Annotated in this window: 23 protein-coding genes; 11 read left to right on the forward strand and 12 right to left on the reverse strand. The window is 65.8% G+C overall.

Annotated elements, in window-relative coordinates; all coding sequences use genetic code 11:
• Positions 1–2: 2 nt before the first annotated feature.
• Positions 3–416: a hypothetical protein gene (locus tag E3U25_RS13650; RefSeq protein WP_036758498.1), complete on the reverse strand. Its 414-nt coding sequence runs from the start codon at positions 414–416 to the stop codon at positions 3–5.
• A gap of 80 nt (positions 417–496) precedes the next feature.
• On the opposite strand from E3U25_RS13650, the gene hemF reads away from it, so the two are divergent.
• The gene (gene hemF / locus E3U25_RS13655) at positions 497–1357 is read left to right on the forward strand and encodes an oxygen-dependent coproporphyrinogen oxidase (protein ID WP_114535536.1); all 861 of its coding nucleotides are present in this window, start codon (positions 497–499) and stop codon (positions 1355–1357) included.
• Positions 1357–1917, forward strand: a complete 561-nt coding sequence (locus E3U25_RS13660) for a histidine phosphatase family protein (RefSeq protein WP_244295307.1) — start codon at positions 1357–1359, stop codon at positions 1915–1917. Before hemF ends, E3U25_RS13660 begins: the two co-directional genes overlap by 1 nt.
• Before the next feature lie 3 nt (positions 1918–1920).
• Here the strand turns inward: E3U25_RS13660 and E3U25_RS13665 are convergent, their stop codons facing one another.
• The 4 genes from E3U25_RS13665 to E3U25_RS13680 all read right to left on the reverse strand — a co-directional run bounded on the left by E3U25_RS13665 (position 1921) and on the right by E3U25_RS13680 (position 5572).
• Complete coding sequence (locus E3U25_RS13665) at positions 1921–2469, reverse strand: sugar O-acetyltransferase (RefSeq protein WP_208021383.1); 549 nt, start codon at positions 2467–2469, stop codon at positions 1921–1923.
• Positions 2466–2825, reverse strand: a complete 360-nt coding sequence (locus E3U25_RS13670; protein ID WP_036758506.1) for a DUF59 domain-containing protein — start codon at positions 2823–2825, stop codon at positions 2466–2468. The genes E3U25_RS13665 and E3U25_RS13670 overlap by 4 nt, the downstream gene beginning before the upstream one ends.
• Before the next feature lie 64 nt (positions 2826–2889).
• Positions 2890–3624 (reverse strand): MipA/OmpV family protein, encoded by a 735-nt coding sequence (locus tag E3U25_RS13675; RefSeq protein WP_114535534.1) that lies wholly within the window; start codon positions 3622–3624, stop codon positions 2890–2892.
• A 100-nt stretch (positions 3625–3724) separates the two neighbouring features.
• Positions 3725–5572 carry an ABC-F family ATP-binding cassette domain-containing protein gene (locus tag E3U25_RS13680; RefSeq protein WP_036758546.1) on the reverse strand — a complete coding sequence of 616 codons (1848 nt, stop codon included), beginning with the start codon at positions 5570–5572 and terminating at the stop codon, positions 3725–3727.
• Positions 5573–5737: 165 nt separating this feature from the next.
• Between E3U25_RS13680 and ndk the strand changes: the two genes are divergently transcribed.
• Complete coding sequence (gene ndk / locus E3U25_RS13685) at positions 5738–6160, forward strand: nucleoside-diphosphate kinase (protein WP_011748041.1); 423 nt, start codon at positions 5738–5740, stop codon at positions 6158–6160.
• A 127-nt stretch (positions 6161–6287) separates the two neighbouring features.
• Here the strand turns inward: ndk and E3U25_RS13690 are convergent, their stop codons facing one another.
• From E3U25_RS13690 to E3U25_RS13710, 5 genes are all read right to left on the reverse strand, one after another.
• Positions 6288–7514, reverse strand: coding sequence for a cytochrome b/b6 domain-containing protein (locus E3U25_RS13690; protein ID WP_116222774.1), 1227 nt, complete (start codon positions 7512–7514; stop codon positions 6288–6290).
• Positions 7511–8089: a thymidine kinase gene (locus E3U25_RS13695; RefSeq protein WP_036758515.1), complete on the reverse strand. Its 579-nt coding sequence runs from the start codon at positions 8087–8089 to the stop codon at positions 7511–7513. The genes E3U25_RS13690 and E3U25_RS13695 overlap by 4 nt, the downstream gene beginning before the upstream one ends.
• Positions 8090–8172: 83 nt before the next feature.
• Complete coding sequence (locus E3U25_RS13700; RefSeq protein WP_244295309.1) at positions 8173–9576, reverse strand: DEAD/DEAH box helicase; 1404 nt, start codon at positions 9574–9576, stop codon at positions 8173–8175.
• Positions 9577–9797: 221 nt separating this feature from the next.
• Positions 9798–10247, reverse strand: a complete 450-nt coding sequence (gene dtd / locus E3U25_RS13705; RefSeq protein WP_116222776.1) for a D-aminoacyl-tRNA deacylase — start codon at positions 10245–10247, stop codon at positions 9798–9800.
• A 1-nt stretch (position 10248) separates the two neighbouring features.
• Positions 10249–10476, reverse strand: a complete 228-nt coding sequence (locus E3U25_RS13710; RefSeq protein WP_083539265.1) for a hypothetical protein — start codon at positions 10474–10476, stop codon at positions 10249–10251.
• Between the two features lie 144 nt (positions 10477–10620).
• On the opposite strand from E3U25_RS13710, the gene E3U25_RS13715 reads away from it, so the two are divergent.
• From E3U25_RS13715 to E3U25_RS13750, 8 genes are all read left to right on the forward strand, one after another.
• Complete coding sequence (locus E3U25_RS13715) at positions 10621–10863, forward strand: DUF2312 domain-containing protein (RefSeq protein ID WP_083539266.1); 243 nt, start codon at positions 10621–10623, stop codon at positions 10861–10863.
• A 956-nt stretch (positions 10864–11819) separates the two neighbouring features.
• Positions 11820–12008: a hypothetical protein gene (locus E3U25_RS13720; protein WP_036758520.1), complete on the forward strand. Its 189-nt coding sequence runs from the start codon at positions 11820–11822 to the stop codon at positions 12006–12008.
• Positions 12009–12302: 294 nt separating this feature from the next.
• Positions 12303–13391: an ABC transporter ATP-binding protein gene (locus E3U25_RS13725; RefSeq protein ID WP_116222777.1), complete on the forward strand. Its 1089-nt coding sequence runs from the start codon at positions 12303–12305 to the stop codon at positions 13389–13391.
• 17 nt (positions 13392–13408) lie between these two features.
• Complete coding sequence (locus E3U25_RS13730; protein WP_244295311.1) at positions 13409–14089, forward strand: ABC transporter permease; 681 nt, start codon at positions 13409–13411, stop codon at positions 14087–14089.
• A gap of 162 nt (positions 14090–14251) precedes the next feature.
• Entirely contained in the window at positions 14252–15034 is a 783-nt protein-coding gene (locus tag E3U25_RS13735; RefSeq protein ID WP_116222778.1) for a DeoR/GlpR family DNA-binding transcription regulator, read from the forward strand.
• A gap of 1586 nt (positions 15035–16620) precedes the next feature.
• The gene (locus tag E3U25_RS13740; protein ID WP_116222779.1) at positions 16621–17169 is read left to right on the forward strand and encodes a hypothetical protein; all 549 of its coding nucleotides are present in this window, start codon (positions 16621–16623) and stop codon (positions 17167–17169) included.
• Positions 17169–19352: a Mu transposase C-terminal domain-containing protein gene (locus E3U25_RS13745; protein WP_116222780.1), complete on the forward strand. Its 2184-nt coding sequence runs from the start codon at positions 17169–17171 to the stop codon at positions 19350–19352. The genes E3U25_RS13740 and E3U25_RS13745 overlap by 1 nt, the downstream gene beginning before the upstream one ends.
• Before the next feature lie 4 nt (positions 19353–19356).
• Positions 19357–21297: a TniQ family protein gene (locus tag E3U25_RS13750; protein WP_116222605.1), complete on the forward strand. Its 1941-nt coding sequence runs from the start codon at positions 19357–19359 to the stop codon at positions 21295–21297.
• A gap of 1077 nt (positions 21298–22374) precedes the next feature.
• On the opposite strand, the gene E3U25_RS13755 is transcribed toward E3U25_RS13750, so the two are convergent.
• Entirely contained in the window at positions 22375–23976 is a 1602-nt protein-coding gene (locus E3U25_RS13755) for an OpgD/OpgG family glucan biosynthesis protein (RefSeq protein WP_116222781.1), read from the reverse strand.
• A gap of 155 nt (positions 23977–24131) precedes the next feature.
• Complete coding sequence (locus tag E3U25_RS13760; protein WP_072464007.1) at positions 24132–24680, reverse strand: cytochrome b; 549 nt, start codon at positions 24678–24680, stop codon at positions 24132–24134.
• Between the last annotated feature and the right edge of the window lie 5 nt (positions 24681–24685).

A 24685-nucleotide genomic window follows, 5' to 3' on the forward strand; every position in this document is an offset into this window, starting at 1 on the left:
CGTTATCCGTCCTTTTCGGGATAGGCGGCCTTGCAGGCGTCGACCGCGGCGCGGGCGGCGGGCATCAGCGCCTGCTTGCGCGCCAGCAGGTTGTCGCGCTTGCGCGTCTCGGCCGCCGGGTCGATCGGCACCCGGTAGCGCTCGGTATCGGCGACGTCGCGCAGGCAGGGGCGATAGCCCAGCCGGCGGTTGCCGTCCTTGTCCACCCAGACATAGCGGCAATCTTCCCATTGGGTGCGCATCACCGTGCGCTCTTCCCAGGCATAGCCGCGCGCCAGATTGGCCTCGACCTCGGCCAGCAGGTTCGAGACGGTGCGATATTCACGGGTGTTGCGGCTGATGCATTGCTCTTGCGGGGTTCCGCAGGATGCGACAACCAGAACAGGCATCAGGGCAAGCAGGATGTTGCGGGTCATGGCCGGGATCTCTAGTTGTTTCGTCCGAAGCATAAGCCCGTCCCCCAGGTGGGGCAATTCACGAATGCGGAGGCAAGCCCATGGAAATGCACGATGAGCGACAGAAGGCCGCGGCCTGGTTCCGCGAGCTGCGCGACCGCATCGTGGCCGCCTTCGAGGCGCTGGAGGATCGCGGCCCCGGCAGCGCCGCGCCCGGCCGTTTCGAGGTCCGCGAGACCCGGCGCGGCGAGGATGGCGGCGGCGGGCTGATGTCGGTCATGCGCGGGGGCCGGGTCTTCGAAAAGGTCGGCGTGAACTGGTCGGCGGTGCATGGCGAACTGTCCCCTGCCGCCCGCCAGGCCATGGCGGCCCGCGGCGTGCCGGGGATCGAGGCGGACCCGCGCTTCTGGGCCTCGGGGATCAGCCTGGTCGCGCATATGCAGAACCCGCATGCGCCGGCGGTGCACATGAACACGCGCATGTTCTGGACGCCGGGCGCCTGGTGGTTCGGCGGCGGCGCCGACCTGAACCCCTGCCTGGAATATGCCGAGGATACCGCGCATTTCCACGCCACCCTGCGCGCTGCCTGCGCCCCGCATGGCGCCGATTACTACGACCGCTTCAAGGCCTGGGCGGACGAGTATTTCTTTGTCCCGCATCGCGGAAGGGCGCGGGGCGTCGGCGGCATCTTCTATGACGACCTGAACAGCGGCGACTGGCATGCCGATTTCGCCTTTACCAGGGCGGTGGGCGAGGCTTTCCTGCCCGCCTTCCTGCCCCTGGCCGAAAAGCGCATGGCTCGGCCCTGGGACGAGGCGGACAAGGACGCGCAACTGATCCATCGCGGCCTTTATGCGGAATACAACCTGGTCTATGACCGCGGCACCAAGTTCGGCCTCGCCACCGGCCACGACCCCGAGGCGGTGCTGATGAGCCTGCCGCCCATGGCGAAATGGGCCTGATGCCGGACTGGCCGGACCTTTACCTGATGCGGCACGGCCAGACGGTCTGGAACGTCGAGGGGCGGATGCAGGGCCGGCTGGATTCTCCGCTTACCCCGCTGGGCGAGGCACAGGCGCGGCGGCTGGCCTGGCTGGTGCGCGATCTGCGCGGCATGGCGCGGCTTGCCAGCACCGCGGGGCGGGCGCAGCAGACCGCGCGCATTGCCTTTGGCGGGCAGGGCTTTGCCCTGGACGAGCGCCTGCATGAAATCGACATCGGCGAATTCAGCGGCCGGCTTTCGTCGGAACTGCACGCGGCGCACCCGGAAGCCTTCGCCCGAGGGCCGCTGGACTGGTATGACATGGCGCCGGGGGGCGAGCATTTCGCCGGGCTCGAGGTGCGGGTGCGCGCATTCCTGGACGACCTGGACGGCCCGGCGCTGATCGTGACGCATGGCATCACCCTGCGCATGCTGCGGCTGGTGGCCATGGACCTGCCGCTGGAGCGGTTGGCCGAAATGCCGGTCAGCCAGGGCGGGCTGCACCTGGTCAGCCGCGGCCGGCACCGGATGTTTCTCTGACGCTCAGGATTTCGCCGGCAAGGGACGGGCAGGGTTGCCGACCACGGTCGCGCCGGCTGCCACGTCGCGGGTCACGACCGCGCCGGCGCCGACGATGGCGCCGTCGCCGATGCTGACGCCCGGCAGCACGACCGCGCCGCCGCCGACCCAGACGTCATCGCCGATGGTGATGGGCTTGCCCCATTCGACGCCCTTGGCACGGCTGTCGCGCTCGCGCGGGCGGTCCTCGGTCAGCAATTGCACGGCGGTGCCGAACTGGCAGCGCGCGCCGATGCGGATTTCGCAGATGTCCATGAAGAAGCAGCCGTAATTCACGAAGCAATCCGGCCCGAAATGGATGTGCTTGCCGTAATCGACATGAAAGGGCGTGCGGATCACCGCGCCGTTCCAGGTGCCCAGCAATTGCGTCAGGGTGCGGGCGCGGGTCTTGTCGCCGATGATGGTGGCGTTGTAGTCGCGCATCAATCCCTGCGCGGCCTTGCGCATCGCCACCAACTCGCCATCGCCGGGATTGTAGGGCCGGCCGGCCAGCATGTCCTCGCGCGCCGTCAAATGAAGCCAAGCTCCAGGCGGGCCTCTTCGGACATCATGTCCATGCCCCATTGTGGCAGGAAGGTCATCTCGACATCGACCTGCTTGACGCCGGGCAGCGGCTCGACCGCATCGGCGACCCAGCCGGGCATCTCGCCCGCGACGGGGCAGCCGGGCGCGGTCAGGGTCATGACGATGCGCACCGCATTCTCGTTGTCGATGGCGATGGTATAGATCAGCCCCAGGTCGAAGATATTGACCGGGATTTCCGGGTCGTAGACCGTCTTGCAGGCCTCGACCACGCTTTCGTAAAGGGGATGGTCGGTCGTCGAAGGCGCGATCAGCGGGTCGCCTTCCTTGAGATTCTCGGTGCTCATGCGGCGTGTCCTGTAAAATCTTGGCAATGATATAGGACTTGTGCCTTCCGGGGTCCAGAGCCGCTTAGAAGCGGAAGTTCAGCCGCCGCGCCACGCCGATGCTGATCGAGGGCTGGCTGCGGGTCTGCACCAGGGGCGAATCGCCGGCATCGCCCAGCAGCCGGCCATAGGTCAGCCGCCCCATCAGCGCCGTGTCGGGCATGAATTCGTAACGCGCCTCGACGCTGACGCGGGCGATATAGGCGCCGCCGTCGGGGCTGTGGGCGGCGCGGCCCGGCCGCGATTCGTTCCCGTCGACGCCGAAATAGGTGCCGACGAAATCCTGGTCGCCCAGGCCCAGCTCGGCCCCGGTCCAAAGCGTCAGCCTGTCGTTGACCTCATAGCGGTATTTCGCGCCCAGTTCGCCCGCCACGCCGTGATGGCCGCCGAAGCCCTTGCGGATGGCGCCATAGCTGGTCATGTCGCCCATGCGCCAGGACAGCTTCACCCCGAATTCGCCGGCGCGGCCGATGTCGCGCATGCCGCGCAGATCCTCGTGATCGTCGGCATCGCGCTTGCCCACATAGTTCAGCGAGGGCAGGATCGAGATCCCGTCCTTCTTGCCGCGGTCGGCATCGCCGTTGCGCAGGATGATCCAGGGCGAGGCGTCCAGGTTGTCCGACCCCATGAACTCGGGGCTGTATTTCACCCCCAGCCCGGCATCGACCGAAAGCCCGCGCCCAAGCCCCAGCGACTGCGCCGCGGCGGGCGAGGTCAGGGCGGTGGCGGCAAGAAGCGCAAGCGCGGCAATCCGGGTCATGGCGAATCCTTATCAAATCGGTCGGCACCCTGCGTCGAAACCCGGCATCAGGGCAAGCGGAGTCTGGAGAATTTTAGACAATAATTCGCGGGTGTTGCGCTCAGGCCCGCTGGGCTTCCTCCAGCCGCTCCAGCGCCTCCATCCACAGCCCCTCGGCGCGCTGCATCGCCTCGCTGGCCTCGGCATGCTTGCGGCCCCAGGCCTCGGCCTTCTGCGCGTCGTCATAGGTCGCGGGATCGGCCATGATCGCATCCAGCTTTTCCAGCATGGCGGTCAGCTTTTCGACCCGCTCCTCGGCCCGGCGGGCCTCGGCGCGCAGCTCCAGGACCTTCTCGCGCGCGGGGCGTTTGGGCGCCGGTTTCGCCTCGGGCTTCGGCTCGGACTTCTCCTCGCCGGCCAGCAGCATGCGGCGATAGTCGTCCAGGTCGCCCTGCCAGGGGCTGACCCCGCCCTGGTCCACCAGCCACAGCCGGTCGGCCACCAGGTTCAGCAGGTGCATGTCGTGGCTGACCAGCACCACGGCGCCGGTATAGTCGTTCAGTGCCTCGGTCAGCGCCTCGCGCGATTCGATGTCCAGGTGGTTGGTCGGCTCGTCCAGGATCAGTAGATGCGGCGCGTCGATGGTTGCGAGCAGCAGCGACAGCCGCGCCTTCTGCCCGCCGGACAGCTGGCCGACGCGGGTCTCGGCCTGGGCCTCCATCAGCCCGAAGCCGGCCAGTCGGGCGCGCAGCCGGGCCGGCGGCTCGTCCGGGCGCAGCCGGCGGACATGGTCCAGCGGGGTGTCCATCAGTTCCAGCTCGTCGACCTGGTGCTGGGCAAAATAGCCGATGCGCAGCTTGCCCGAACGCGCGATCCGCCCCTCCATCGCCTCCAGCCGGCCGGCCAGCAGCTTGGACAGCGTGGACTTGCCCTGGCCGTTGCGACCCAAAAGCGCGATGCGGTCGTCCTGGTCGATGCGCAGGTTCAGCCGCCGCAGCACCGCGCGCCCGTCATAGCCGACCGAAACCCCGTCCAGCGAGACGATGGGCGGCGACAGCTGGTCGGGCTGCGGAAAGCCGAAGCGGTGGAACTTCGCCTCTTCCGGGGCGGTGATCGGCTCCATCCTTTCCAGCATCTTGATGCGGGCCTGGGCCTGGCGCGCCTTGGTGGCCTTGGCCCGGAAACGGTCGACGAAGCTTTGCAGATGGGCGCGGCGGGCGTCCTGCTTCCTGGCCTCGGCGGCCTGCAGGGCGCGCTTCTCGGCCCGGGTCCGCGCGAAGGTGTCGTAGCCGCCGGAGTAAAGCAGCAGCTTGCGATCCTCCAGGTGCAGGATATGGCCGACGGCGCGGTTCAGCAGGTCGCGGTCATGGCTGATGACGATGACGGTATGGGGATATTTCGCCAGGTAGCTTTCCAGCCACAGCGCGCCTTCCAGGTCCAGGTAGTTGGTCGGCTCGTCCAGCAGCAGCAGGTCGGGCTGGGAAAACAGCACGCCGGCCAGCGCCACCCGCATGCGCCAGCCGCCGGAATAGTCGCTGGTCGGCCGGGCCTGGTCCTCGGTCGAAAAGCCCAGGCCGCGCAGGATGGTCGCGGCCCGCGCCTCGGCGGACCAGGCATCGATGTCGGCCAGCCGGGTCTGGATCTCGGCGATGCGGGCGGGATCGGCGGCGCTTGCGGATTCGGCGATCAGGGCGGCGCGCTCGGCGTCCGCCTCCAGCACCGTCTCCAGCACGCTCGTCGCGGTGCCGGGCGCTTCCTGCGCGACGCCGCCGATGCGGGCGCGGGGCGGCAGGGTGATGGCGCCGCCGTCCAGGCCCAGCTCGCCCCGGATCAGCCGGAACAGCGTGGTCTTGCCGGCGCCGTTCGGACCGACCAGGCCGACCTTGTGGCCGTCGGGGATGGTGGCCGAGGCGTGCTCGAACAGCGGCCGTCCGGCGATGGAATAGGATATGTCGTCGATGCGCAGCATGCGCCCCCGCATGGCGCAAGCCGCGCGCGCCGTCAATGCCGTCATCAAAGCCCCGTGCCAAGGCGCGGGCCGGGGCCGCGCCGGCTTTTCAAGCGCCGCCGCCCATGCTAACGGGGCGCGGATTTCCGCGCCACCTGCGGCCGGAACAAGGAAAAGGACGATCCCATGGCCATCGAACGCACGCTTTCGATCATCAAACCCGACGCCACCAAGCGCAACCTGACCGGCAAGATCAACGCCAAGTTCGAGGAAGCCGGCCTGCGCATCGTCGCGCAAAAGCGCATCCAGCTGACGCTGGCGCAAGCCGGCCAGTTCTATGCCGAACACAAGGAGCGCCCCTTCTACGGCGAGCTGACCGAATTCATGACCTCCGAGCCGGTGGTGGTGCAGGTGCTGGAAGGCGAGGGCGCCATCCTGAAGAACCGCGAAGTCATGGGTGCGACCAACCCGGCCAATGCCGACGAGGGCACCATCCGCAAGGAATTCGCCCTCTCGGTCGGCGAAAACTCGGTCCACGGCTCGGACAGCCCCGAAGCCGCGGCGCGCGAGATCGCCTTCTTCTTCTCGGGCCTCGAACTGGTCGGCTGAGCCCGGCTTCTTCGTTCCCCAAATACCCATCGGAAAAGGCCGCCCACCGAGGCGGCCTTTTTCCTGCCGCGCCGTCACCGTTTCCCGAATACCCAAGGCAGGGCCGCCCGTCGAGGCGGCCCTTGCCCTATTGCCGCCTGGCGCTCAGCTCGAACCCCACGGCCACGGCAAAGCCCACGGTGCCCTCGTCGGCATAGCTCGCACCGATGCCGAAATCGCGGCGGTCGAGCTGCATCCGGCCCTGCGCCTGCGCCACGTCGCCCTCGATGACCAGTTCGAAGGGCAGGGCGGCCTCGACCGCCTGGCCGGCGACGGTCAGCCGGCCCTGCGCGACATGCGGCTGCCCCTCGGCCGCGGGTGGCAGGATCTCGGCCTCGAAGACGGCGGTCGGATGGGCGGCGGCATCCAGGAAATCCGGTCCCTTGGCGGCGTCGCTGACCGCGCCCAGCGTCAGCGAGGCGATGTCGACCTCGACCCGCACCTGCCCGGTCCGGCTGTCCGGGTCATAGGAAATATCGGCCTGCCATTGGCCGAACTGGCCCGCGACCGGATTGCCGGCCTGGACGACCTCGATCTCCAGCTTGCCCTGGTCCACCGCCCAGCCCGCACCCGAAGCGGTCGCAGGCACGGATGCCGCCGGCTGCTGCACCGCGGGCGCGTCGGCCGGAATCGAGGTCGACACCAAGGCCGGCACCAGGGCGATGCCGACCCAAAGCCCCAGCCCCGCCACGGCCGCCAGCAGATGCGGCAGGATGCCCGAGGCCGGGGCGGTCGGTTCGGGCGCGAGCGCGGGATCGCCGGCCATGCGGTGCATGGTGCCGTCGCGGTCGATGACCGCATGTTTCAGCGCGCCCAGGACATGCAGCAGGATCAGCCCGGCCAGCAGCCACCAGCCCAATTCGTGAAAGACCCCGAAACGCTCGGACAGGGCCACGTCCTCGGGCACGAAGGGCAGGCGCTGGCCGAAGGGCCAGAGGATGCGGGCAAAGCCGCCCGGCGCCGCCGAATGCAGGAGCCAACCCGACAGCGGCATGACGATCATGCCGATCCACAGCGCCCAATGCACCGCCTCGGCGCCAAGGGTCTCCAGCCGCCGCTCGGGGTGCAGGGGGCCGGGCTTCGGCTGCCCCAGCGTCCAGAGCAACCGCGCCGCCACCAGGGCCAGCGCCGCCATGCCCAGGGTCTTGTGCAGGGAATAGGCGGCGAAGATCGCCTGCATCTGCGCGTCGCCGCCCTCGGGCAGGTTGTCCGCGTAAAGCCCGACGGCGATCGCGGCCAGGATCAGGACGGCGACCGTCCAGTGGAAGAAGCGGGCGACCCAGCCATAGGCGCGGTCGGTATTGCTGGCCTTCATCGGATTTCTCCCATCGCTTCGCGCCAATGGCGCCGGCAGAGCGAGACATAGGTTTCATTGCCGCCGATCTGGACCTGGGCGCCCTGGTGCAGCACCCGGCCCCCTTCGTCCTGGCGCACGACCATGGTGGCCTTGCGCCCGCAATGGCAGATGGTGCGCACCTCGCGCAGGTCGTCGGCCAAGGCCAGCAGCGCCGCCGAGCCGGGAAACAGCCGGCCGCGGAAATCGACCCGCAGCCCATAGCACATCACCGGCTGGCCAAGATCGTCGGCGACGCGGGCCAGTTGCCAGACCTGGTCCTCGGTCAGGAACTGCGCCTCGTCGACGAAGATGCAGGCGGCATCGCGGCCCTCGGCCTCGATCAGGGCGAAAAGATCGGCCTCGGGGGTGAAACCCAGCGCGGGCTCGGCGATGCCGATGCGGCTGGCGATGCGGCCGCTGCCGGCGCGGTCGTCCAGCGCCGCGGTCAGCAGCAGCGTCGCCATGCCGCGCTCGCGATAGTTGTAGGACGCCTGCAGCAAGAGCGTGCTCTTGCCGGCGTTCATCGTGGAATAATGAAAGTAAAGCTTGGCCATGCCGGCAGATAGCCGCGACGGCCCGATGGTCGCAAGCCGCCGCGACGGGGCGGCGGCTCACGTTTGCGCGCATATCGGCGGGATCAGCCGCGCTGCGTCGATTTCGGCGCGCGCGAGGGGCGCCGGGCAGGGCGCTTGCGCGCCGCGCCTTGGGCCGGGCGGCCGGCCGGGCCGCCGCGCTCGCGGATCTTGGCCGCCTCGAAGGGTTCCTCGCCGCCGACCACGGCGATCTTGGCCTTCATCGCCTTTTCGATGGCGCGCAGCTCGCCGGTCTCGGTGGGCGAGCAGAAGGCGATGGCGCGGCCGTCGCGCCCGGCGCGGGCGGTGCGGCCGATGCGGTGGACATAGTTTTCCGGCACGTTCGGCAGGTCGTAGTTATAGACATGCGCCACCTGCGGAATGTCGAGCCCGCGCGCCGCCACGTCGGTCGCGACCAGCACCTTGGTCTCGCCGGCGCGGAAGCTCGCCAATGCCCGCTCGCGCTGGCCCTGGCTCTTGTTGCCGTGGATCGCGGCGACCTTGAAGCCCCATTTCTCCAGAAGCTTCGACAGCTTTTCCGAACCGTGCTTGGTGCGGCCGAAGACGATGGCCAGCTCGTCCACATGTTTCGACAGGTATTCCGCCAGCAGGGTCGCCTTGTCGCCCTGGTTGACGAAATGCACGCCCTGGTCGATCTTTTCCGCCGCCTGTCCGGGCGGGTTCACCGCCACGCGCAGGGGATCGTTCAGGTAGCTGTCGGCCAGCTCCTCCATCAGCTTCGGCATGGTGGCCGAGAACAGCAGCGTCTGGCGTTCGCGCGGCAGCATCTTGGCGATGCGGCGCAGCGCGTGGATGAAGCCGATGTCCAGCATCTGGTCGGCCTCGTCCAACACCAGATACTTGGTCTGCGACAGGTCCACGGCGCCGCGTTCGATCAGGTCGATCAGCCGGCCCGGCGTCGCGATCAGCACGTCGACGCCGCGTTCCAGCCGCTGGGTCTGCACGTTGATCGAGGCGCCGCCGACGACGCGGAACTGCCGGATCGGCGTGCCGATGGCATAGTTGTCGATATTCTCGGCGATCTGGGTCGCCAGTTCCCGCGTCGGCGCCAGGATCAGCGCCCGGCAGGTCCGGGGCTCGGGCTTGCGGCCGATGTTCAGCAGCCGGGTCAGCATCGGCAGGCCGAAGGCCGCCGTCTTGCCGGTGCCGGTCTGCGCCAGGCCCAGAAGGTCGCGGCCGGCGACGATGCCGGGGATGGATTTCTCCTGGATGGGCGAGGGGGTCTCGATCCCCAGGCCCGGCAGGTTGATCGCCACGCGCGGGTCGATCCCCATGCGGGTGAAGGCGGTGTCCATCTCGGGGATGGCGCGGCGGATGAACTTCTCTTCCGGCTCGGCGCGGTGACGGCGGTGGTTGGTGTTGGGCTTGTCGCTGCGGAAGCGCGGCTTGCCGCCTTGCTGGGCGCGGGGGTTGCCCGAACGGTTCGGGCGGGTGGTTTCGTTCGTCATGTCGTCTTTCGGCCAGGTCGCCCGCGTATCGGCGCGCATGGCTGGGGCCGCGCGGATCGCACGGCTGGTTGCGAGGGGCGGGCGTGGATACGGTGATGCCCGCAGCCTCCCCGCGTGAATGGGAAACTGGAAAATCGGTGCCGACCTTGGCGCAAGGGCGCCGGCTGCTCACGCGGCAGCGGGCGGCAACCCGTCGCAAATGAGGGTTCCGGCTGCGAAAGTCAAGCGCGGTCTGCGGAATCCATCCAGATCGTCACCGGACCGTCATTGACCAGCGACACCTGCATGTCGGCGCCGAAGGAGCCGGTCTCGACCGGCAGGCCGAGTGCGCGCAGCGCCTCGGCAAAGCGCAGATACAGCGCCTCGCCGCGCTCGGGCGTCTCGGCGGTGGAAAATCCGGGGCGGTTGCCGGTGCTGGTGTCGGCGGCGAGCGTGAACTGGCTGACCACCAGAACCGCGCCGCCGATGTCCTGGACCGATCGGTTCATCTTGCCGGCCTCGTCGCGGAAGATGCGCAGCTTGGCCACGCGCGCGGCCAGTTTCGCCGCCGCGTCCTCGGGATCGCCGCGCATGGCGCAGACCAGCACCAGCAGGCCCGGCCCGATGCGGCCGATGCTGCGGCCCGCGACCCTGACCTGGGCCTCGGCGACGCGCTGGACCAGGGCCCGCATCTCAGCCGCCCAACATGATGCCCAGGACGACCAGCATCAGCCCCAGGACCGACGCGGCCAGCGCGGCCATGTTCACGGCGACCACCTTGCGCATGGTGGCGCGCATCTGGTCGTCGTCCGAGATCCGCGCCTTGGCCCGCGCGGCCGTGACGATGCACCATGCCAGCGCAACGAGCCCGATCACCGTCAGCCCGGTTCCGCCCCAGATCAGCCCGTCCCAGATCGTCATCTTCCGCCTCCGTCTGCCAGCGACGGCCTAGCGGCGATTGCACCCGGCCGCAAGACCGCCTAGACCCGCGGCGGAAAGCATGGAGATGGTGTCGCGGCCTTGCGCGCCGCGCATCGCGATCCGCAACAGCAAATGGAGCAGCAAATGGATTCGTATCAGGTGACTGCGGACGAACTGCGTCAGTTCGTGGAGCGGATCGAGCATCTGGAGCAGGAAAAGAAGGACATCGCCGAGCAGATCAAGGAGGTCTACGCCGAGAGCAAGGGGCGCGGCTACGACACCAAGGCGCTGAGGTCCATCATTTCGCTGAGAAAGAAGGACAAGGACCAGGTCGCCGAAGAAGAGGCGGTGCTGGAAATCTACAAGCAGGCCCTGAACATGGCCTGAAGCCCTTGATCGGGCCGGCTTCCCTTGGCCCGATCCGTTCGCATGCGCTTTTGCGTCATGCCGCGCCTGCGCATCGATGCGGCCTGTCCTGGCCATCGGGCGCATGATGATCGGACTGCTGCGAGATGGTGCTTTTAGGAGCCGTCTGGTTGTAGCGGCTCCGACAGGGCCGCCCGCGCACGGGCATTCCTTGACAGCTCGAGCGGTTGCTTGCCGGGTGAGAATACGGCGCAACCGACGATCACGCCATCATGAAGGTGGATCAGCCGGGGAACGGCGGAATTTGCGCGGCTGAAGCCGGATGGTGATGGTGGGAGTTGGGGTATATTTGATTACATAACTCCGGTTATCGGGGAAATTCAACCATAGGGGGATCTAGGATGTCGAACAACCGAAATAATGACCATTCGGGCCCCTTTTTGTCCTTTCTACAACCAATTACTGTCCATCGCTTCGACTGGCTCTGCAATAAATTCGGCAATTTCAATGCATTACCTGGAAGCGCTCAATCGCCGCCCGTGATCGTGATCTGCTGCACAGGCCCGGATCCGACCCGTTGACGGTCGAGTCGCTGCCCGGCAAGGTCGTTTCAATCCGTTCCGGAGCGATGGCGCGGCCTGACGGCTGCCGGATCTCCGGAGTTTCCAAACCCTCACGATCCCGCCGGAAAGCGCCGCTTTTCCGAACGACGGAGCCGTGTCTCGAAAGCGATCACGATGCCGCAGCAACACGCGTTTCATCAAGGCTTTGCTGCAGGCTTCAGGGCCGACACGGCCCTCTCACGGTCCTGGCGCAATCACCGCCCTGCCCCGATCATGTTTCCGCTCACATGCGCTGAGTGAAAACCCGCCGGCGTTCGGTCGTGCGCCCCTTGCCCTGAACCCGCCCCTATCCTGCCTCACCGCACGGCCGGCTGACCCCGGTCAACGACCCGGCTTTGCCGAAAGGAATCCCGCATGCCCCGCATCCCGTTCCTTCTCGTCCGAACCTTCGATCCCGGAGAAACGCTCGCCTCGCTCGAGGATCGGTTCCTCCGGCATCTAGGTAAACTGCGCGGCGTGGACCCTTTCGCCGATGAGGGCTGGGAGCGCACCGAGAGCGCCTCGCCGGATTGCGCATCCCAGGCAAGGCAACTCTCGCCCTGATTGGCGAGCGCAATGGCATCAACCCGTCCTGCGGCAGCAAGGACCGCCCGGATGTTCTTCAACAACTCATCCGGATCGTGCTCCACCCATCCAGCCTCTGGATGGTGCTGGGAGTGCCTGCGGCTGGCAGCCAGCCCGCGAGCGGATCATGCAGGAATGGCGCCGCAAGGTGATTGCGCGCTGAATGAAGCCTCCGGGCCCCTGAGGGGCCCGGCCAGCTATCTGGCCGGACAGCCGGCCGCTTCAACCCATCCCAAGCGTGGCGCAAGCGCGATCCAGACAGGGGAATGACCCATGCCTTCAGACCAACCGAGCCCCTCGCGGACCGCGGGAACGGGTGTTCCGCTTCACCTTCGCGGGCTCACGAAGAAATATCAGGATTTCGTTGGGGTCGATAACCTGAACCTCGACATCCAGGGAGGCGAACTGGTCGCACTCCTCGGCCCGTCCGGCTGCGGGAAAACCACCACACTGCGAATGGTGGCTGGCTTGATCCCAGTGACCTCCCGCGAGATTCTCGTGGGCGGAAGGGACGTGACCTCTACCCCCACCTATCAGCGCGACATGGGACTCGTCTTTCAGTCCTATGCCCTCTTCCCGCACATGACGATCGCCCAAAACGTCGCCTTCGGTCTTGAGATGCGCGGGATCGGCAAGGATGAAATCAAGGCACGGGTGCGGGACGCGCTTCGGATGGTCCATCTGGAAGGCAAGGAAGACCGCAAGCCCACGCAGCTTTCTGGCGGCCAGCAACAGCGTGTTGCCCTGGCACGTGCGCTGGTGGTGCGGCCCTCGATCCTGCTCCTGGATGAACCTCTCAGCAATCTTGATGCGAAACTGCGGGATGAAATGCGCCGGGAGATCCGCGAGATCCAGCAGAAGACCGGTATTACGGCGCTGTTTGTGACCCATGACCAGGTCGAAGCGCTCGCGATGTGCGACAAGATCGTGGTCATGCAGGCTGGCAAGCTGATGCAGGCCGGCACCCCACGCGAGATTTATGAAGCCCCGGCCAATCCCTTTGTCGCTTCCTTCGTCGGTCGTGCGAACCGCCTGACCGCGCGCGGCGATGGCAGCGGCCGTTATGGGCTATCCGGCGTCGAGATCCGTGGGTCCGCAGGCATTTCGGGGAACGTGACAATGATGATCCGCCCTCACCGCATCACCATCAACGATCCGGCCGCCGCCGGCGAAAACGGCCTGAGCGGTCGGCTCACCGAGGTGACCTATGTCGGCGACCTGGTCCAACTGGAAGTCGCTTCCGGCGACCAGACCATAATGGTGGAGCGGTCGACCCGTTCGCAAGAGGCGCTCCCGACCATCGGTGAGTCGGTGTCGCTCAACTGGTCGGCCGCGGATATGCGCGCGCTTTGCGCCTGGTAACGGCCTGAGGACATATCATGGACAACAACCGCATGGGATTGCCGATGAAATTGCTCGTCAGCATCCTATTCCTTTACCTGCTGACGCCGGTAATCCTGGTCTTCCCGCTTTCCTTCAGCGATGACCAGACCCTGGCCTTTCCGCCCTCCAGCTGGAGCCTGCGTTGGTATCGCGCCATCTTCGGGGATGGCCGGATGATGGATGCGTTCATCACAAGCCTCGGCCTCGCAACGGTGGTGACATTGCTTTCCATCGTCGTCGCCCTGCCTGCCTCTTATGCGATCGTCCGGTTTCCGTCCAAGGTAACCAACGCGCTGTTCAACCTGTTGACCGCGCCGTTGCTGCTGCCCACGATCGTGCTCGGCCTGGGTATCCTCATCGTCTTCGCGTCTCTGGGGGTGATGGGCAGCTTCAGTGGTCTGGTGATGGCGCATATGACGGTGACCCTGCCTTACGCGTTGCGTGTTCTGACCACCTCTCTCACTGGGTTGAACCTGACTGTTGAGGAAGCGGCAGCGACCCTGGGTGCGCGGCCGATGGTGGTATTCCGCCGCATAACCCTGCCGGCAATGACACCCGGCCTTATCGCGGCGACGGCACTTTGCTTCCTGGTATCCTTCGACGAGGTGGTGATCACCCTGTTTCTCGCGGGCCCTCGCATGACGACCCTGCCCGTCGAACTTTATCATCGGGTCTGATCGTGGATCGGTCCCTTGGTCTGAACAAAACCTTCGTCAAGTGAACAACGCCCGCCGGGACTGGTTGACCGGTCCCGGCTTGGTTCAGGCTTGTCTCGGGAAGACTTCTGCGTTTGATGGAGAGAGACCCTGATCTTCGAGCAGACCTGGAGCTGAATAACAATGCATCCTACTGAAAGGCGTGCGCGAATTGTCGAGTTGGTTCAGCGCAATCACAGCCATAGCGTGGATGAGCTCGCGGAGGCGTTGGACAGCTCACGAGAGACGATCCGGCGGGATCTGGTTGCCCTGGATCGCGACGGACTGCTTCGGCGCTACCACGGCGGCGCCAGATCCCTGACGGACGCAGCCAACTTCCAGGTAGCAGAAGAAAGCTTCAGCGTCCGCCTGACCCGACATGGCGAGGCGAAGAAGAAACTGGCTCGCCTGGCCGCGACCCCGTTCGAGCCGGGCTCCTCCCTTTTCGTCGACACCGGCACGACCACTCTCGCCTTCGCACAAGAATTGGCCCCTCTTCGCCAATGCACCGTGATCACCAATTCACTGGGGATTGCCTCCATCTTCGGGGCCGTGCGCGATTTCCGCCATAAGATTCACGTGCTTGGTGGCGAATTTGTGCCTGATGCACAGGAAATGCTGGGAAGAACCACCCTCCGGCAGATTGCTGATTTCAGGGCTGAGCATGTGGTGCTTACGGTTGGCAGTCTCCAGGTCGGCGGCATTCTCGATTTCGATGAACGGGAAGCAGAAGTGGCTCAGGCCATGATCGAACATGCCCAAAAAGTTACGGTTCTCGCAGACAGCAGCAAGATGGGACAGCCTGCCGTATTCCCGGTAGTTCCCCTCTCCCGAATTGATCGCCTGGTGACGGATGCTCCACCGCCCAACGATATCGTAGACGCGCTTCGGCATGCTCGGGTCGAGCTTCTGGTCGCAACAGAGTGATTATCACCCCGCCGAAGTCCTGATCGCCTTGACCAGCTCTCCATCGTAAAGATCGCGCGGGCATCGGTCCTCGCGTGAGCGTGACGCGGTGCCGTCGCTCACCAGCGACACAGGACATCTCCCGATCCTCCACGAGCAGGTGGAGTCTACATCACCTCTTTAATGGCGAAGGGTGCCGATGGATGTGCATGGCCACTCTGGTCTGCCCCCTGCAAAGTGATCCTCTCCATCACCTCGATAAGCTGCGGTAATCAACCCAGGAATCCTGAATAGATCGGTGGTGTAGCTAGTGACGCTGCTTGCAGAGCGGCCTTCATGCTCCACTGCCTGGACGCCTTGAACGCTCGCAAGAGCGAGGGCCTGCCGCTGTCAACCGGAATATTTCCAAAGAAGCGCGATCTTTGGTTTTTTGGGGGCTGGAAGATGCTGAGCGGATGGTTTCCACCGCCGCTGCTGGCCGGTCCCTTCCTTACTTATTCCTTTTAGACCGTTAGGAAGGGAAATCCGCAACCCACTGCCAGGCAAAGAAAATAAATAAATTCATTCTGTGATATTTTTGCAACAAACCTACTATTCGACCGATCTACGTCCAAATTTTCACAGTTGCGGAGCTCCCTCGCCCGCCGATAAGCTGTGCCCATGATGCTGAACACGCTCCCTCATATCGCCCCTGCCGCTCTGCGGCTCATACGCTGATCCTTCTCGGATTGGACGTAGGGCTCGTTCAGCTGGATGTTCCCGGACCCTCGCAACAGTCACCGAATCGCTCGTCTTTGGACAGGCCGTGCCGGGACATTCCGATGGCTCCGAGACGCCACCCTCGCTGACTGTGCTTGAAACTTTGTGAACCGGCCCCGCCGTTTCGCAAAGCTCTGCGTCCGCTCCCGAACGGCGTGGAGGAACCGGCTGTCGTGGGTTGGAAGTGCCTGTCTACAAGACCTTCCCTTCCTGGTCGGAAGGGTTGTGCGAAAATCGGGGGAGTTCCCAGATTTCCAGTAACGCGTTGTAATAATTGATATTATTTTACATGAATGCGAAATGCGATAGAGTGCCGCCGCTTTCGGGCTGCAAACGAAGGGACAAAACCATGAAGAACTAATCCTGGAAAAACGAGCACCGGAATGCGCCAACATCCCGGTGCAATCGTTCAAGGCAGACCGTAGTCCACCAACTGATACTACGTTCTCTAGCAGATTCCGCGGCCCGCCGCAAGGAATCTGCATGGACGGCGGCCCTCCTCCCCATATGCGCCTTCCGGCTCGGCAGAGCGCCTGGCCCGGCCTAATCCCTGAACGGGACCGGTTGGGAACGGTCCCCTTATGCCCGCGCCCCGGAAAGCGGCTCCCGGACTCGGCCCTGGCCGGTCCGACGCGCGACCGCTTCTGCCCAGGCCGGGCGGGAACCGATATCCCGTGAGGAAACCCCAATGCACTATCCCATCGAAGAAAGCCCTGGCGGATTCACTACGCCTCTGCCCAGCTCCGCGCAGCGTTCCGTGACGCTCAGTTCCAAGGCCCATTTCTGCGGCCATCTCGTCATCGGCGACGGCTCCGGCCGCGGCACCGCTTCCGGCGCCGGCCCGGGTCGTGCAAGTCGAGAGCCATCTCGAACTCTGCTGGTGCCTTTGTCTGTCGCTCCGCCCCGACATCGCCGACCTGCGCGAACAGGTGGGTTTCGACTGGTTCGACGAGCATGGCGAATATCGCACCCATTACTTCGACCTGTTCATCACCAGAACGGACGGAACCCGGATCGCCTGCGCCATCCGTCTCGTCGCACGGACAGGCGGCCGCTTCGGCCGGCAGATGGCGCGGATCGCGGACCAGGAGCGCAGCAGCCGCTTCGCCGATGACGTCCGCCTGCTGACCGACGCGGATCTCGACCCGGTGGAGCTGCACAACGCCTGGCTCCTTCACGGCGTTCGCGCTGGTGATCCGCCGGCCGATGCCGCCGCTGCCCAGGTTCTGTCCGAGATGACCGGCACCGCCTCTCTTGCGGATCTCTCCGCCAGGACCGGCTGCGGTGCCGCGGGCTTCCGGGCCCTGCTGCGGCTTGTCCGCAGCGGTCAGCTTCGCCCCGTTCAGAATGAACGCATTACTCCGGCCACGTTGGCCTACAAGAGGAGCGACCTCTGATGCATATGCACAATCTCAGCTTTGATGCCGACCGCCACCATTATGCCTTCGGCAAATATGATCGCATCACCATCGAAGGTCAGACCTACAGGACCCTGCCCCATAGCCGGAACGAAGAAGGCTGGCTGCTAGAACTGGATGACGGTTCCGGCCGCTGCGGCAGCTTCACGCATCAGGAGCTGAGCCGCCTGGGGTCGATGAAGCGTATCCGGGTCGAGCATAATTTCCATGCCCCCGAGATCGCAAAGCGCCGTCTCCTCACCGGAGATGTGCTGATCTCGGAACTGGAGGCGAAATCGGCCGCTCGGCTGACGAAGAAGAACGCCTATATCGAAGCATTCCTGGAGATGGAGCGCGAGAAGCGCATCAACCGCACCGACGCGGCCATTCTGGCCAACCGGTTCGAGTTGCGTGGCCGCGCCATGGATTACGCGGCGCAGTTTCGGGGCGGCGAAAACGTCCAGCAATCGCAGGACTTCAACAAGGATCCGTCGCCCAGAACACTGCGCCGGTGGCACGCGGATCATCGGGCATCGGGGATTGGCTGCCTCGTCGACGCCATGAACCGGCGCGGGAACCGCAACCGCCTGATGGGTCCCGAACAGCTTGCCCTGATGATGGGCGAGGTCCGGCGCTATGCCAGCGAAGACCGGCCGAGCATGAAGACGATCCACGAAAACGTCAGCGTCGCCTTCGACGCTCGCAACGAGGCCCGGGTGGCGGAGGGGCTGCACCCCTTTCCCATTCCCAGTTATGAAACCGTGCGCCGGGCGATCCACATGCTCGATCCGTTCGAGGTTGCGGTTGCCCGTGACGGAATCGAGGAGGCGCGCAAGAAATTCATGCCGGTGGGTGAAGGCCTGCGCCTGACCCGTCCGCTCGAGCGGGTGGAAATCGATGAAAACACCATCGACATCATCTCGCTGACGAAGTCCTGGGGGCTGCTGGCACTCCTGACCGAGGAGGAGCGCAAGATCCTCGGCCTGGATGGCAGCAAGGCGCGCTGGTTCGTGACCGTCGCCATCTGTGCCACGACGCGCTGCATCCTTGGCATGGCCTTCTCGCGCTCGGCCAAGGAAAAGGCCTCTGTGCAAGTGCTGCAGATGATCCTGCGCGACAAGGGAAAATGGGCCGATGCGGCCGGTTCCCTTGGGTTCTGGGACATGCATGGCACGCCTGTCCTGATCGTCACCGACAATGGCGCGGCCTTCAAGTCCGAGCTTTTCCGGACGGCCTGCGCGGATCTGGGCATCACCACGCTGCGGGCGCCTGCCGGGATGGCCCAGATGCGGGCCCGCAATGAGCGCTTCTTCGACAGCCTCAATACCGGCGTGCTGCCCCGCTTGCCGGGCCGCACCTTCGGCAGTATCCGCGAAAGGGGAAACGCCGACCCGGAAGCGCGCGCCGCGCTGACCTTCGATGATCTGGCATTCTGCCTGGTGCGCTGGATCGTCGACATTTACCACAATACCTCGCATGCCGGTCTGGGCGGGGAAACCCCGCTTAATTGCTGGCGCCGGCTGGCCGCCGAATGGGGTGTGCAGCCTCCGCCCGATATGGGGCTGCATCGCGTCATCTTCGGTGAGCGGCTGCCCCGCAAACTGTCCCGGGAGGGCGTGACCGTCCTGGGTCTGCGCTATCATTCCGAGGCGCTGGCACGGCTGATGACGAACCGGGAAGAGCGCAATGTCGAGGTCCGCTGGCATCCCGACGATATCGGCACGGTGACCGTCTATGCCGGAGAGCAGAAGTTCGAGGTCGGCACGGTCCTGCCCGGTTTCGATGGTGTATCTGCCCGCCAATGGGTCGCCGCAACCCGGGAGTTGAAAGCCGCAAATGCCGGTCGCAAATCCTATGACCGCCAGATGATCCATGCCGCGATCACGGCGATCGAAAGCCGCAGCAGCGCGGCGACCCGGATGGCCGGGCTTCTGGTCGATGAATGGAGTCCGGAGCGGATCCGGGATTTGGAAGCCAGCCTCTATATCGGCTTCAATGCGGGTGGCGACAAACCGGCGCGGCCTGCGGCTGCTGATGGCCTTGGCCGTTCCATTCCGGACCCGGAAGCGCAGGCGCCGCGCCCGGCGACCTTGCCGGTGATGCCGGCCACTGATCCTGCCCCCACGCAACCCGACCTGCCCGATGCGGCCCCCGCAGCGCAACCCTGGTCCATCATGGAGTAACCCCATGCCCAATCCCACCGAGGCCGCCCGGATCCTTCAGAAACTGCGCAAACTCCGCGTCGATACGCCAAGGGACGCCGCATTCATCACCCATCTCGACCGGCTGTTGTGTCGGGATGAGGCGGGCAACCTCTTGCCCGAGCCGCAGCGCTTTTCCGCGGGGCGAGAGACCCACGGCGTGATGGTGGTGGATGGTGCCGGTGGCGGCAAGACCACGCTGATCTCCCGCGCCCTGGAACGGCACCCGGTTCTGTCCGGAGCGACGGGGCGGCACTATCTCGATGCCAGCGTGCCCAGCCCCGCCACCTTCAAGAGCATGACCGCTGCGCTGTTGCAGCGCAGCGGTTACCCGGTGATCACCGCCAACCGCGAAGGCTGGGGCCTTTGGGAAACCCTCCGGGGTCGGCTCAAGGATCTGGGTATCACGGTTCTGTGGATCGACGAGGCGCATGACCTGTTTTGCGCCGATCGCCACCTGATCCTGCGCGCCCTCAAATCCCTCATGCAGGGGGACGAGGCCGTCATCCCGATCCTGTCCGGCACCGAGAGGCTGCACGAGATCGTCCGTTCCGATCCTCAGGTCCAGCGTCGGCTTTCGACGCTGATCCTGCCGCCGGTCTCGGAGGTGACGGATGGGGCAAGCTTCTCCGGGGTAGTCCGGGAATATTGCCGGATTGCGGGGCTTGAGCCGCCGCTTGACGGTGATCTGATCCTGCGCCTGTTTCATGGCGCGCGCTATCGCTTTGGCCGCTGCATCGAGACCCTGGTCGGTGCGATCGAGTTTGCCCTGGAGGCGGGGGCATCCCGTCTGGACATCGCCCATTTTGCGGAATTCTGGGCGATGCAGGAGGGCTGCCCGCCCGGCGGCAATGTCTTCCTCGCCCCGGATTGGCCGCAGATCGACCCCGACCGGAACGAGGCCGACGATCCGCCTGCTCGCGCGCGGGCCCGGCGGCGGCGGGGCATGAGCATGGCCCGCCTTTTCCCCCTGCTGCCGTTCCGGGCGGATGAGACCCATTGGTCCTGGGCGGCCCGCATGGCCGCTTTCCATATCCGCGGCCCCATCGGAACCTTCCTGCGTGATCTCGGCCTCGATCCTTTCGTTCTGTCCATCGGCGATCCGGATGAGGTGGCCCGCCTGTGCGCAACCGCCGGGCAGGATCCGGGACCGGTGCTGCGCAACACCCTGATGCGGAACACCTGCCGGAGCTGGCGGCTCGGTGAGGAGATCCTGATCGACAGCCTGCGCCCGCAGCAGGATCTGCGCTTTTGTCCGGCCTGCCTGGCCGAGGACGATGCGATCGCTATGGCGGTAGGTCAGGATATTGCCATCCACCGGCGCGAACGGCTGATCTGGCGGCTGAAGCCGATCCGGTCCTGCCCGACACATAGGCTGCCCCTGATCCGCCGGGATCGGCCTGGTGGAGCGGACGGCAAGGGCGTCTTTGCAGACAGCGTTCCGGAAAACACCGCTAGGTTGCAGGATCTTGCAGGCTGCGCTGCGCCCTGCCCCGGATCCCCGCTCCAGACCTATATCGCTGACAGGATTGCAGAACGCCCCGGTCCGGTATGGCTGGACAGCCTGCCGCTCGAACAAAGCATCCGGGTGACGGATCTGCTGGGCACCGCTATGGAGTTCGGGCCATATGCCGCTTTCGACGACCTATCAGTCCAGGATCAGATGCTGCAACCACTTGTGGCTGGATCTACACCGCCAAAGGGGTGGCGGGAATCCGCGGCGCATTGCAGATCCTTCAGACCGGGTTTGACCCCGAGCGTTCTCCCTGCCGCATCAAAAACTGGGGAGCTTTCGGGTCGTTGCTCGACGAACTCCACCATCCCGCACCGGGCAGCCCGTTCCGCAGAATCTTCGAAGAGCAATTCGAGAGCATTGGTGGAACCTGACCCGCTATCGGCAGGCCCAGTCCGGCCCTGCCCTCCATAAGATGCCAGACTTCGTCAGGCCGCCTCCGGGCGGCATTTTTCTTTGGCCGTCACGCAACATTTCGATGGTCAATAATCGCGCGTAGAATGGTCAAAGCGGGAAAACAGGCATCCATGAGATAACGTAAAATCAATCAGTTACCACAATACGGAACCCTCTCAATGGCCATTATACGCGCGATTAATGTCCACTGTGCGGGCAAGGTTTCAACATAATCATTTTATTGCAAGGGTTTGCTTGGAATCCAGCGCATGGCGTTGACACCGGGCGCCGTGTCCTGGCGCCGGGATCCGGCAGGTTGACTTGGAAGGCCGCTGTCAAGGTTCTGGCAACTGCTGCGGGACGTGACGAGCATCCGCCCGACGCCATCGCTTCCGGGCCTGCGAAACCTCGTCGAAGCGCCGGGGAAGCGCCGGGGAAGCGCCGCTTTTCCGAACGGCGGCGTTATGCCCGAAGGGTGCCATCATGCGACCCGATGCTGCTGTTCCCTGCCCTGAATCGGAGACTTGGATTTCCGCGCAAAATAATGATTTAAAAGATAAATTAAAAGACTCTCCGTCGCACAGCCGGGCCCAAGCACATGCGTCATGAAGGCGCCAGCTCTGCCGCTTTACGGTCCTGTTTCGCAACAACGACCGCCGCCCAAGGCCGGTCATGATCGGCCCCTGCTCCGCAAGCTTGGCGACCGGATGATCTTGTCGAGGACGCCGTGCCGCCTGTCGTCCGTGACGCAGGGGGCGGCTCTTATCGGCCGCCGACGGCGATGTCGGGAAACAGCGGGCCGGCGGGAAGGTCGCATGCCTTCTGGGCCGGGGCATGGATCCTGATAAAGCTCACGGCCTCGAAACGCCGCAATCCATGCCGAAACGCCGGTGATCGTCCGCAAGGACGATGCGTCCGGGCAATGCCTTTTGCCTTCCCCTCCGGCCTCGCCGCGGTCCTGCCGCGGCCAGGGTTTCGAGGGCGGCCTGGACGCCGATCCCCTCGACGCGCATGCTCCATGCTCCATGCTCCATGCTCCATGCTCCATGCTCCATGCTCCATGCTACAGGCGGGGCGGCCGCGCGCCCGCCCAGGTCACGGCCTGCTGGCCAGCAGGGACCGCAACTGCGTGGGAAACAGCTGCAGCAGCAGGGTCTCTGTCACCGCGTCCTCGGCTTTCGCGACAAAGACCCGCAGGTCGATGGGGCTGTCGTCGCGGGGCACCAGCTCCTCGGGCCCGCCGAAGCCAAGGTCGAACATGGCGCGCCAGGTCGGGCGGCCGACGACCGGATAGACCGCGTCGTTGGACACCACCCCGCGCGAGGCGGTGATGTTGAGATGCGGCTTGTCGCCGGGGGCCAGCGAATGGGGCGTGAAGTCGCAAACGATCTTCACCGTCTCCTGCGGGCGCGGCTGGCCGGGCACGCCGCCGGCACCGATGCGGACCGCGACGAACTGCCCGGTGCTGCCGGCCAGCGGGCTGTCCTCGAGCCAGGATAGCCGGTAGTCCAGCCGGTATTCGTCGCCGGCCCTGGGTGGGGCGGCGGGCTGCCAGAAGGCCACGATATTGTCGTGGATCTCGTCATCGGTGCTGAGTTCGACCAGCGTGACCGTGCCCTCGCCCCAGTCGCCGCGGGGCGCGACCCAGGCGCTGGCGCGCTTTTCGTAAAAGACGCCGTCGTCCTGATATTGCTCGAAATTCCTTTCGCGCTGCATCAGCCCGAAACCCTTGACCGAGGGCGCGGTGAAGGTGTTCGCCATGGTATGGGGCGGGTTGTTCAGCGGCCGCCAGATGCGCTCGCCCGCATGGGTCAGGATCTCGAGCCCGTCCGAATCGTGGATCTCGGGCCGCCAGTCCGGCGCGATATGCGGCGTGTTCTTGCCGAACCAATACATCGAGGTCAGCGGCGCGATGCCCAGCCGCTCGACCCCTTCGCGCAGGAAGATGCGGGCGGTCACGTCCTGCTCGATGCCCTTGCCGCGGCGCGAGACGATGCGATAGGCGCCGGTCGCGCGCGGGCTGTCGAGCAGCGCATAGGTGGTCATGCCGCTGTCGGTTTCCGGCTCGAGCCAGAAATGGGTGAACAGCGGGAACTCCTCGGGCCCGTCGGGGATGGCGGTGTCGATCGCCAGGCCGCGGGCCGAAAGGCCGAACTGGCCGCTGTAGCCCGAGGTCCGCCAGTAGGAGGCGCCCAGGAACGCCATCCAGTCGCGCCCGGTCTGCGCATCCATGACGCTGAAGCCGGCGAAGCCGTCGGTCCGGGCCAGCCGCCGCGCCGGATTGTCGTCGGGGATGTCGAAGAGATCCAGCGAAAACGGGATCTCGCTTGCCATGCCGTCCCGGAGCGCATGGACGTGGACCGGTTGCTTGAAATAGCGGCCCGGAAAGAAGAACCGCACCCGCGAGGGGGCCGGCTCGTCGCCCCAGAGCGCCTGGTCCTGGCGAAAGCGGATCTCGTTGTGGCGGTCGTAATCCACCTGCTCGAGGATCTCGGCCTCTTCGATCTCGGGCGGCTGGTAGGCGGCCTGCGCCAAGGCCCGCGCCCGCTCGGTCAGGATATCGAAGGAGAACGCCTCCGGCTCGGCATCGCCGGCGATGCCGTCCGCCGCGCGCGCGATCCGCGGCAGCAGGAAGAAGGCGCCGCCGCCCAGGGCGGCCTGCAGCACGGTGCGGCGAAAGAGTTTTTGCGAATGCATGATGCCCCAAGGATCAGGTGATTCAGTCGCTTGCCATCGGGGCCCAGCTGCGGCCGCATTTCAAGGCATCGATCCCGCATTGGCCGAGTCTTGCCGATCGGTGCCGCCGGGCAAGGCGCATTGCAGCCGGCCAGACGGCGCTCAGCCCCCGGCCCTCAGCCCCCCGCGGGCGGCCACATGCGCTGCCACACGCCGTCGCGCCGGATCAGCGCGTGCTGCAGCGCCGCGCCGACATGCACCGCCAGCACCGCGATCAAGAGCAGGGCCGCGATGAAATGCAGCCCCTGCGCGGCGGCGGCCAGGGCTTCGGATTTCGGCAGCCAGGGCCCTGCCCCCATGGCGTCGAGCAATTCGATGGGAAAGCCGCCGGCCCGCACCCGGACGAAGCCGCTCAGCGGCATGACGACCAGCAGGACGTAAAGCGCCAGATGCGAGGCGGCCGCCGCCCGCCTCTGCCAGCCGGGCACCGAGGCCGGCAAGGGCGGCGGCGGATGCAGCCGGCGATAGACGATCCGCGCCAGGATCACCGGGATCAGCAGCGTGCCGGTGTTCTTGTGAAAGATGAACAGCGCGTCCTGCAAGCCGCGGTCCAGCCCCTCGCGCGTCATGGTCAGCCCCGCCGGGATCATCAGCAGCACGGCAAGCGCGACGATCCAGTGAAACAGGCGGGCGGGCGTTCTGTAACCCAAGGGGGGCTCGCGCATCGGCT

It is taken from the genome of Paracoccus versutus (assembly GCF_029909795.1).
Lineage (GTDB): Bacteria > Pseudomonadota > Alphaproteobacteria > Rhodobacterales > Rhodobacteraceae > Paracoccus > Paracoccus versutus.

Coding starts and splice junctions, on each gene's coding strand:
- E3U25_RS13650 (WP_036758498.1), bottom strand. CDS start 416: ATGACCCGCAACATCCTGCTTGCCCTGATGCCTGTTCTGGTTGTCGCA.
- hemF (WP_114535536.1), top strand. CDS start 497: ATGGAAATGCACGATGAGCGACAGAAGGCCGCGGCCTGGTTCCGCGAG.
- E3U25_RS13660 (WP_244295307.1), top strand. CDS start 1,357: ATGCCGGACTGGCCGGACCTTTACCTGATGCGGCACGGCCAGACGGTC.
- E3U25_RS13670 (WP_036758506.1), bottom strand. CDS start 2,825: ATGAGCACCGAGAATCTCAAGGAAGGCGACCCGCTGATCGCGCCTTCG.
- E3U25_RS13675 (WP_114535534.1), bottom strand. CDS start 3,624: ATGACCCGGATTGCCGCGCTTGCGCTTCTTGCCGCCACCGCCCTGACC.
- E3U25_RS13680 (WP_036758546.1), bottom strand. CDS start 5,572: ATGCTGCGCATCGACGACATATCCTATTCCATCGCCGGACGGCCGCTG.
- ndk (WP_011748041.1), top strand. CDS start 5,738: ATGGCCATCGAACGCACGCTTTCGATCATCAAACCCGACGCCACCAAG.
- E3U25_RS13690 (WP_116222774.1), bottom strand. CDS start 7,514: ATGAAGGCCAGCAATACCGACCGCGCCTATGGCTGGGTCGCCCGCTTC.
- E3U25_RS13695 (WP_036758515.1), bottom strand. CDS start 8,089: ATGGCCAAGCTTTACTTTCATTATTCCACGATGAACGCCGGCAAGAGC.
- E3U25_RS13700 (WP_244295309.1), bottom strand. CDS start 9,576: ATGACGAACGAAACCACCCGCCCGAACCGTTCGGGCAACCCCCGCGCC.
- dtd (WP_116222776.1), bottom strand. CDS start 10,247: ATGCGGGCCCTGGTCCAGCGCGTCGCCGAGGCCCAGGTCAGGGTCGCG.
- E3U25_RS13710 (WP_083539265.1), bottom strand. CDS start 10,476: ATGACGATCTGGGACGGGCTGATCTGGGGCGGAACCGGGCTGACGGTG.
- E3U25_RS13715 (WP_083539266.1), top strand. CDS start 10,621: ATGGATTCGTATCAGGTGACTGCGGACGAACTGCGTCAGTTCGTGGAG.
- E3U25_RS13720 (WP_036758520.1), top strand. CDS start 11,820: ATGCCCCGCATCCCGTTCCTTCTCGTCCGAACCTTCGATCCCGGAGAA.
- E3U25_RS13725 (WP_116222777.1), top strand. CDS start 12,303: ATGCCTTCAGACCAACCGAGCCCCTCGCGGACCGCGGGAACGGGTGTT.
- E3U25_RS13730 (WP_244295311.1), top strand. CDS start 13,409: ATGGACAACAACCGCATGGGATTGCCGATGAAATTGCTCGTCAGCATC.
- E3U25_RS13735 (WP_116222778.1), top strand. CDS start 14,252: ATGCATCCTACTGAAAGGCGTGCGCGAATTGTCGAGTTGGTTCAGCGC.
- E3U25_RS13745 (WP_116222780.1), top strand. CDS start 17,169: ATGCATATGCACAATCTCAGCTTTGATGCCGACCGCCACCATTATGCC.
- E3U25_RS13750 (WP_116222605.1), top strand. CDS start 19,357: ATGCCCAATCCCACCGAGGCCGCCCGGATCCTTCAGAAACTGCGCAAA.
- E3U25_RS13755 (WP_116222781.1), bottom strand. CDS start 23,976: ATGCATTCGCAAAAACTCTTTCGCCGCACCGTGCTGCAGGCCGCCCTG.
- E3U25_RS13760 (WP_072464007.1), bottom strand. CDS start 24,680: ATGCGCGAGCCCCCCTTGGGTTACAGAACGCCCGCCCGCCTGTTTCAC.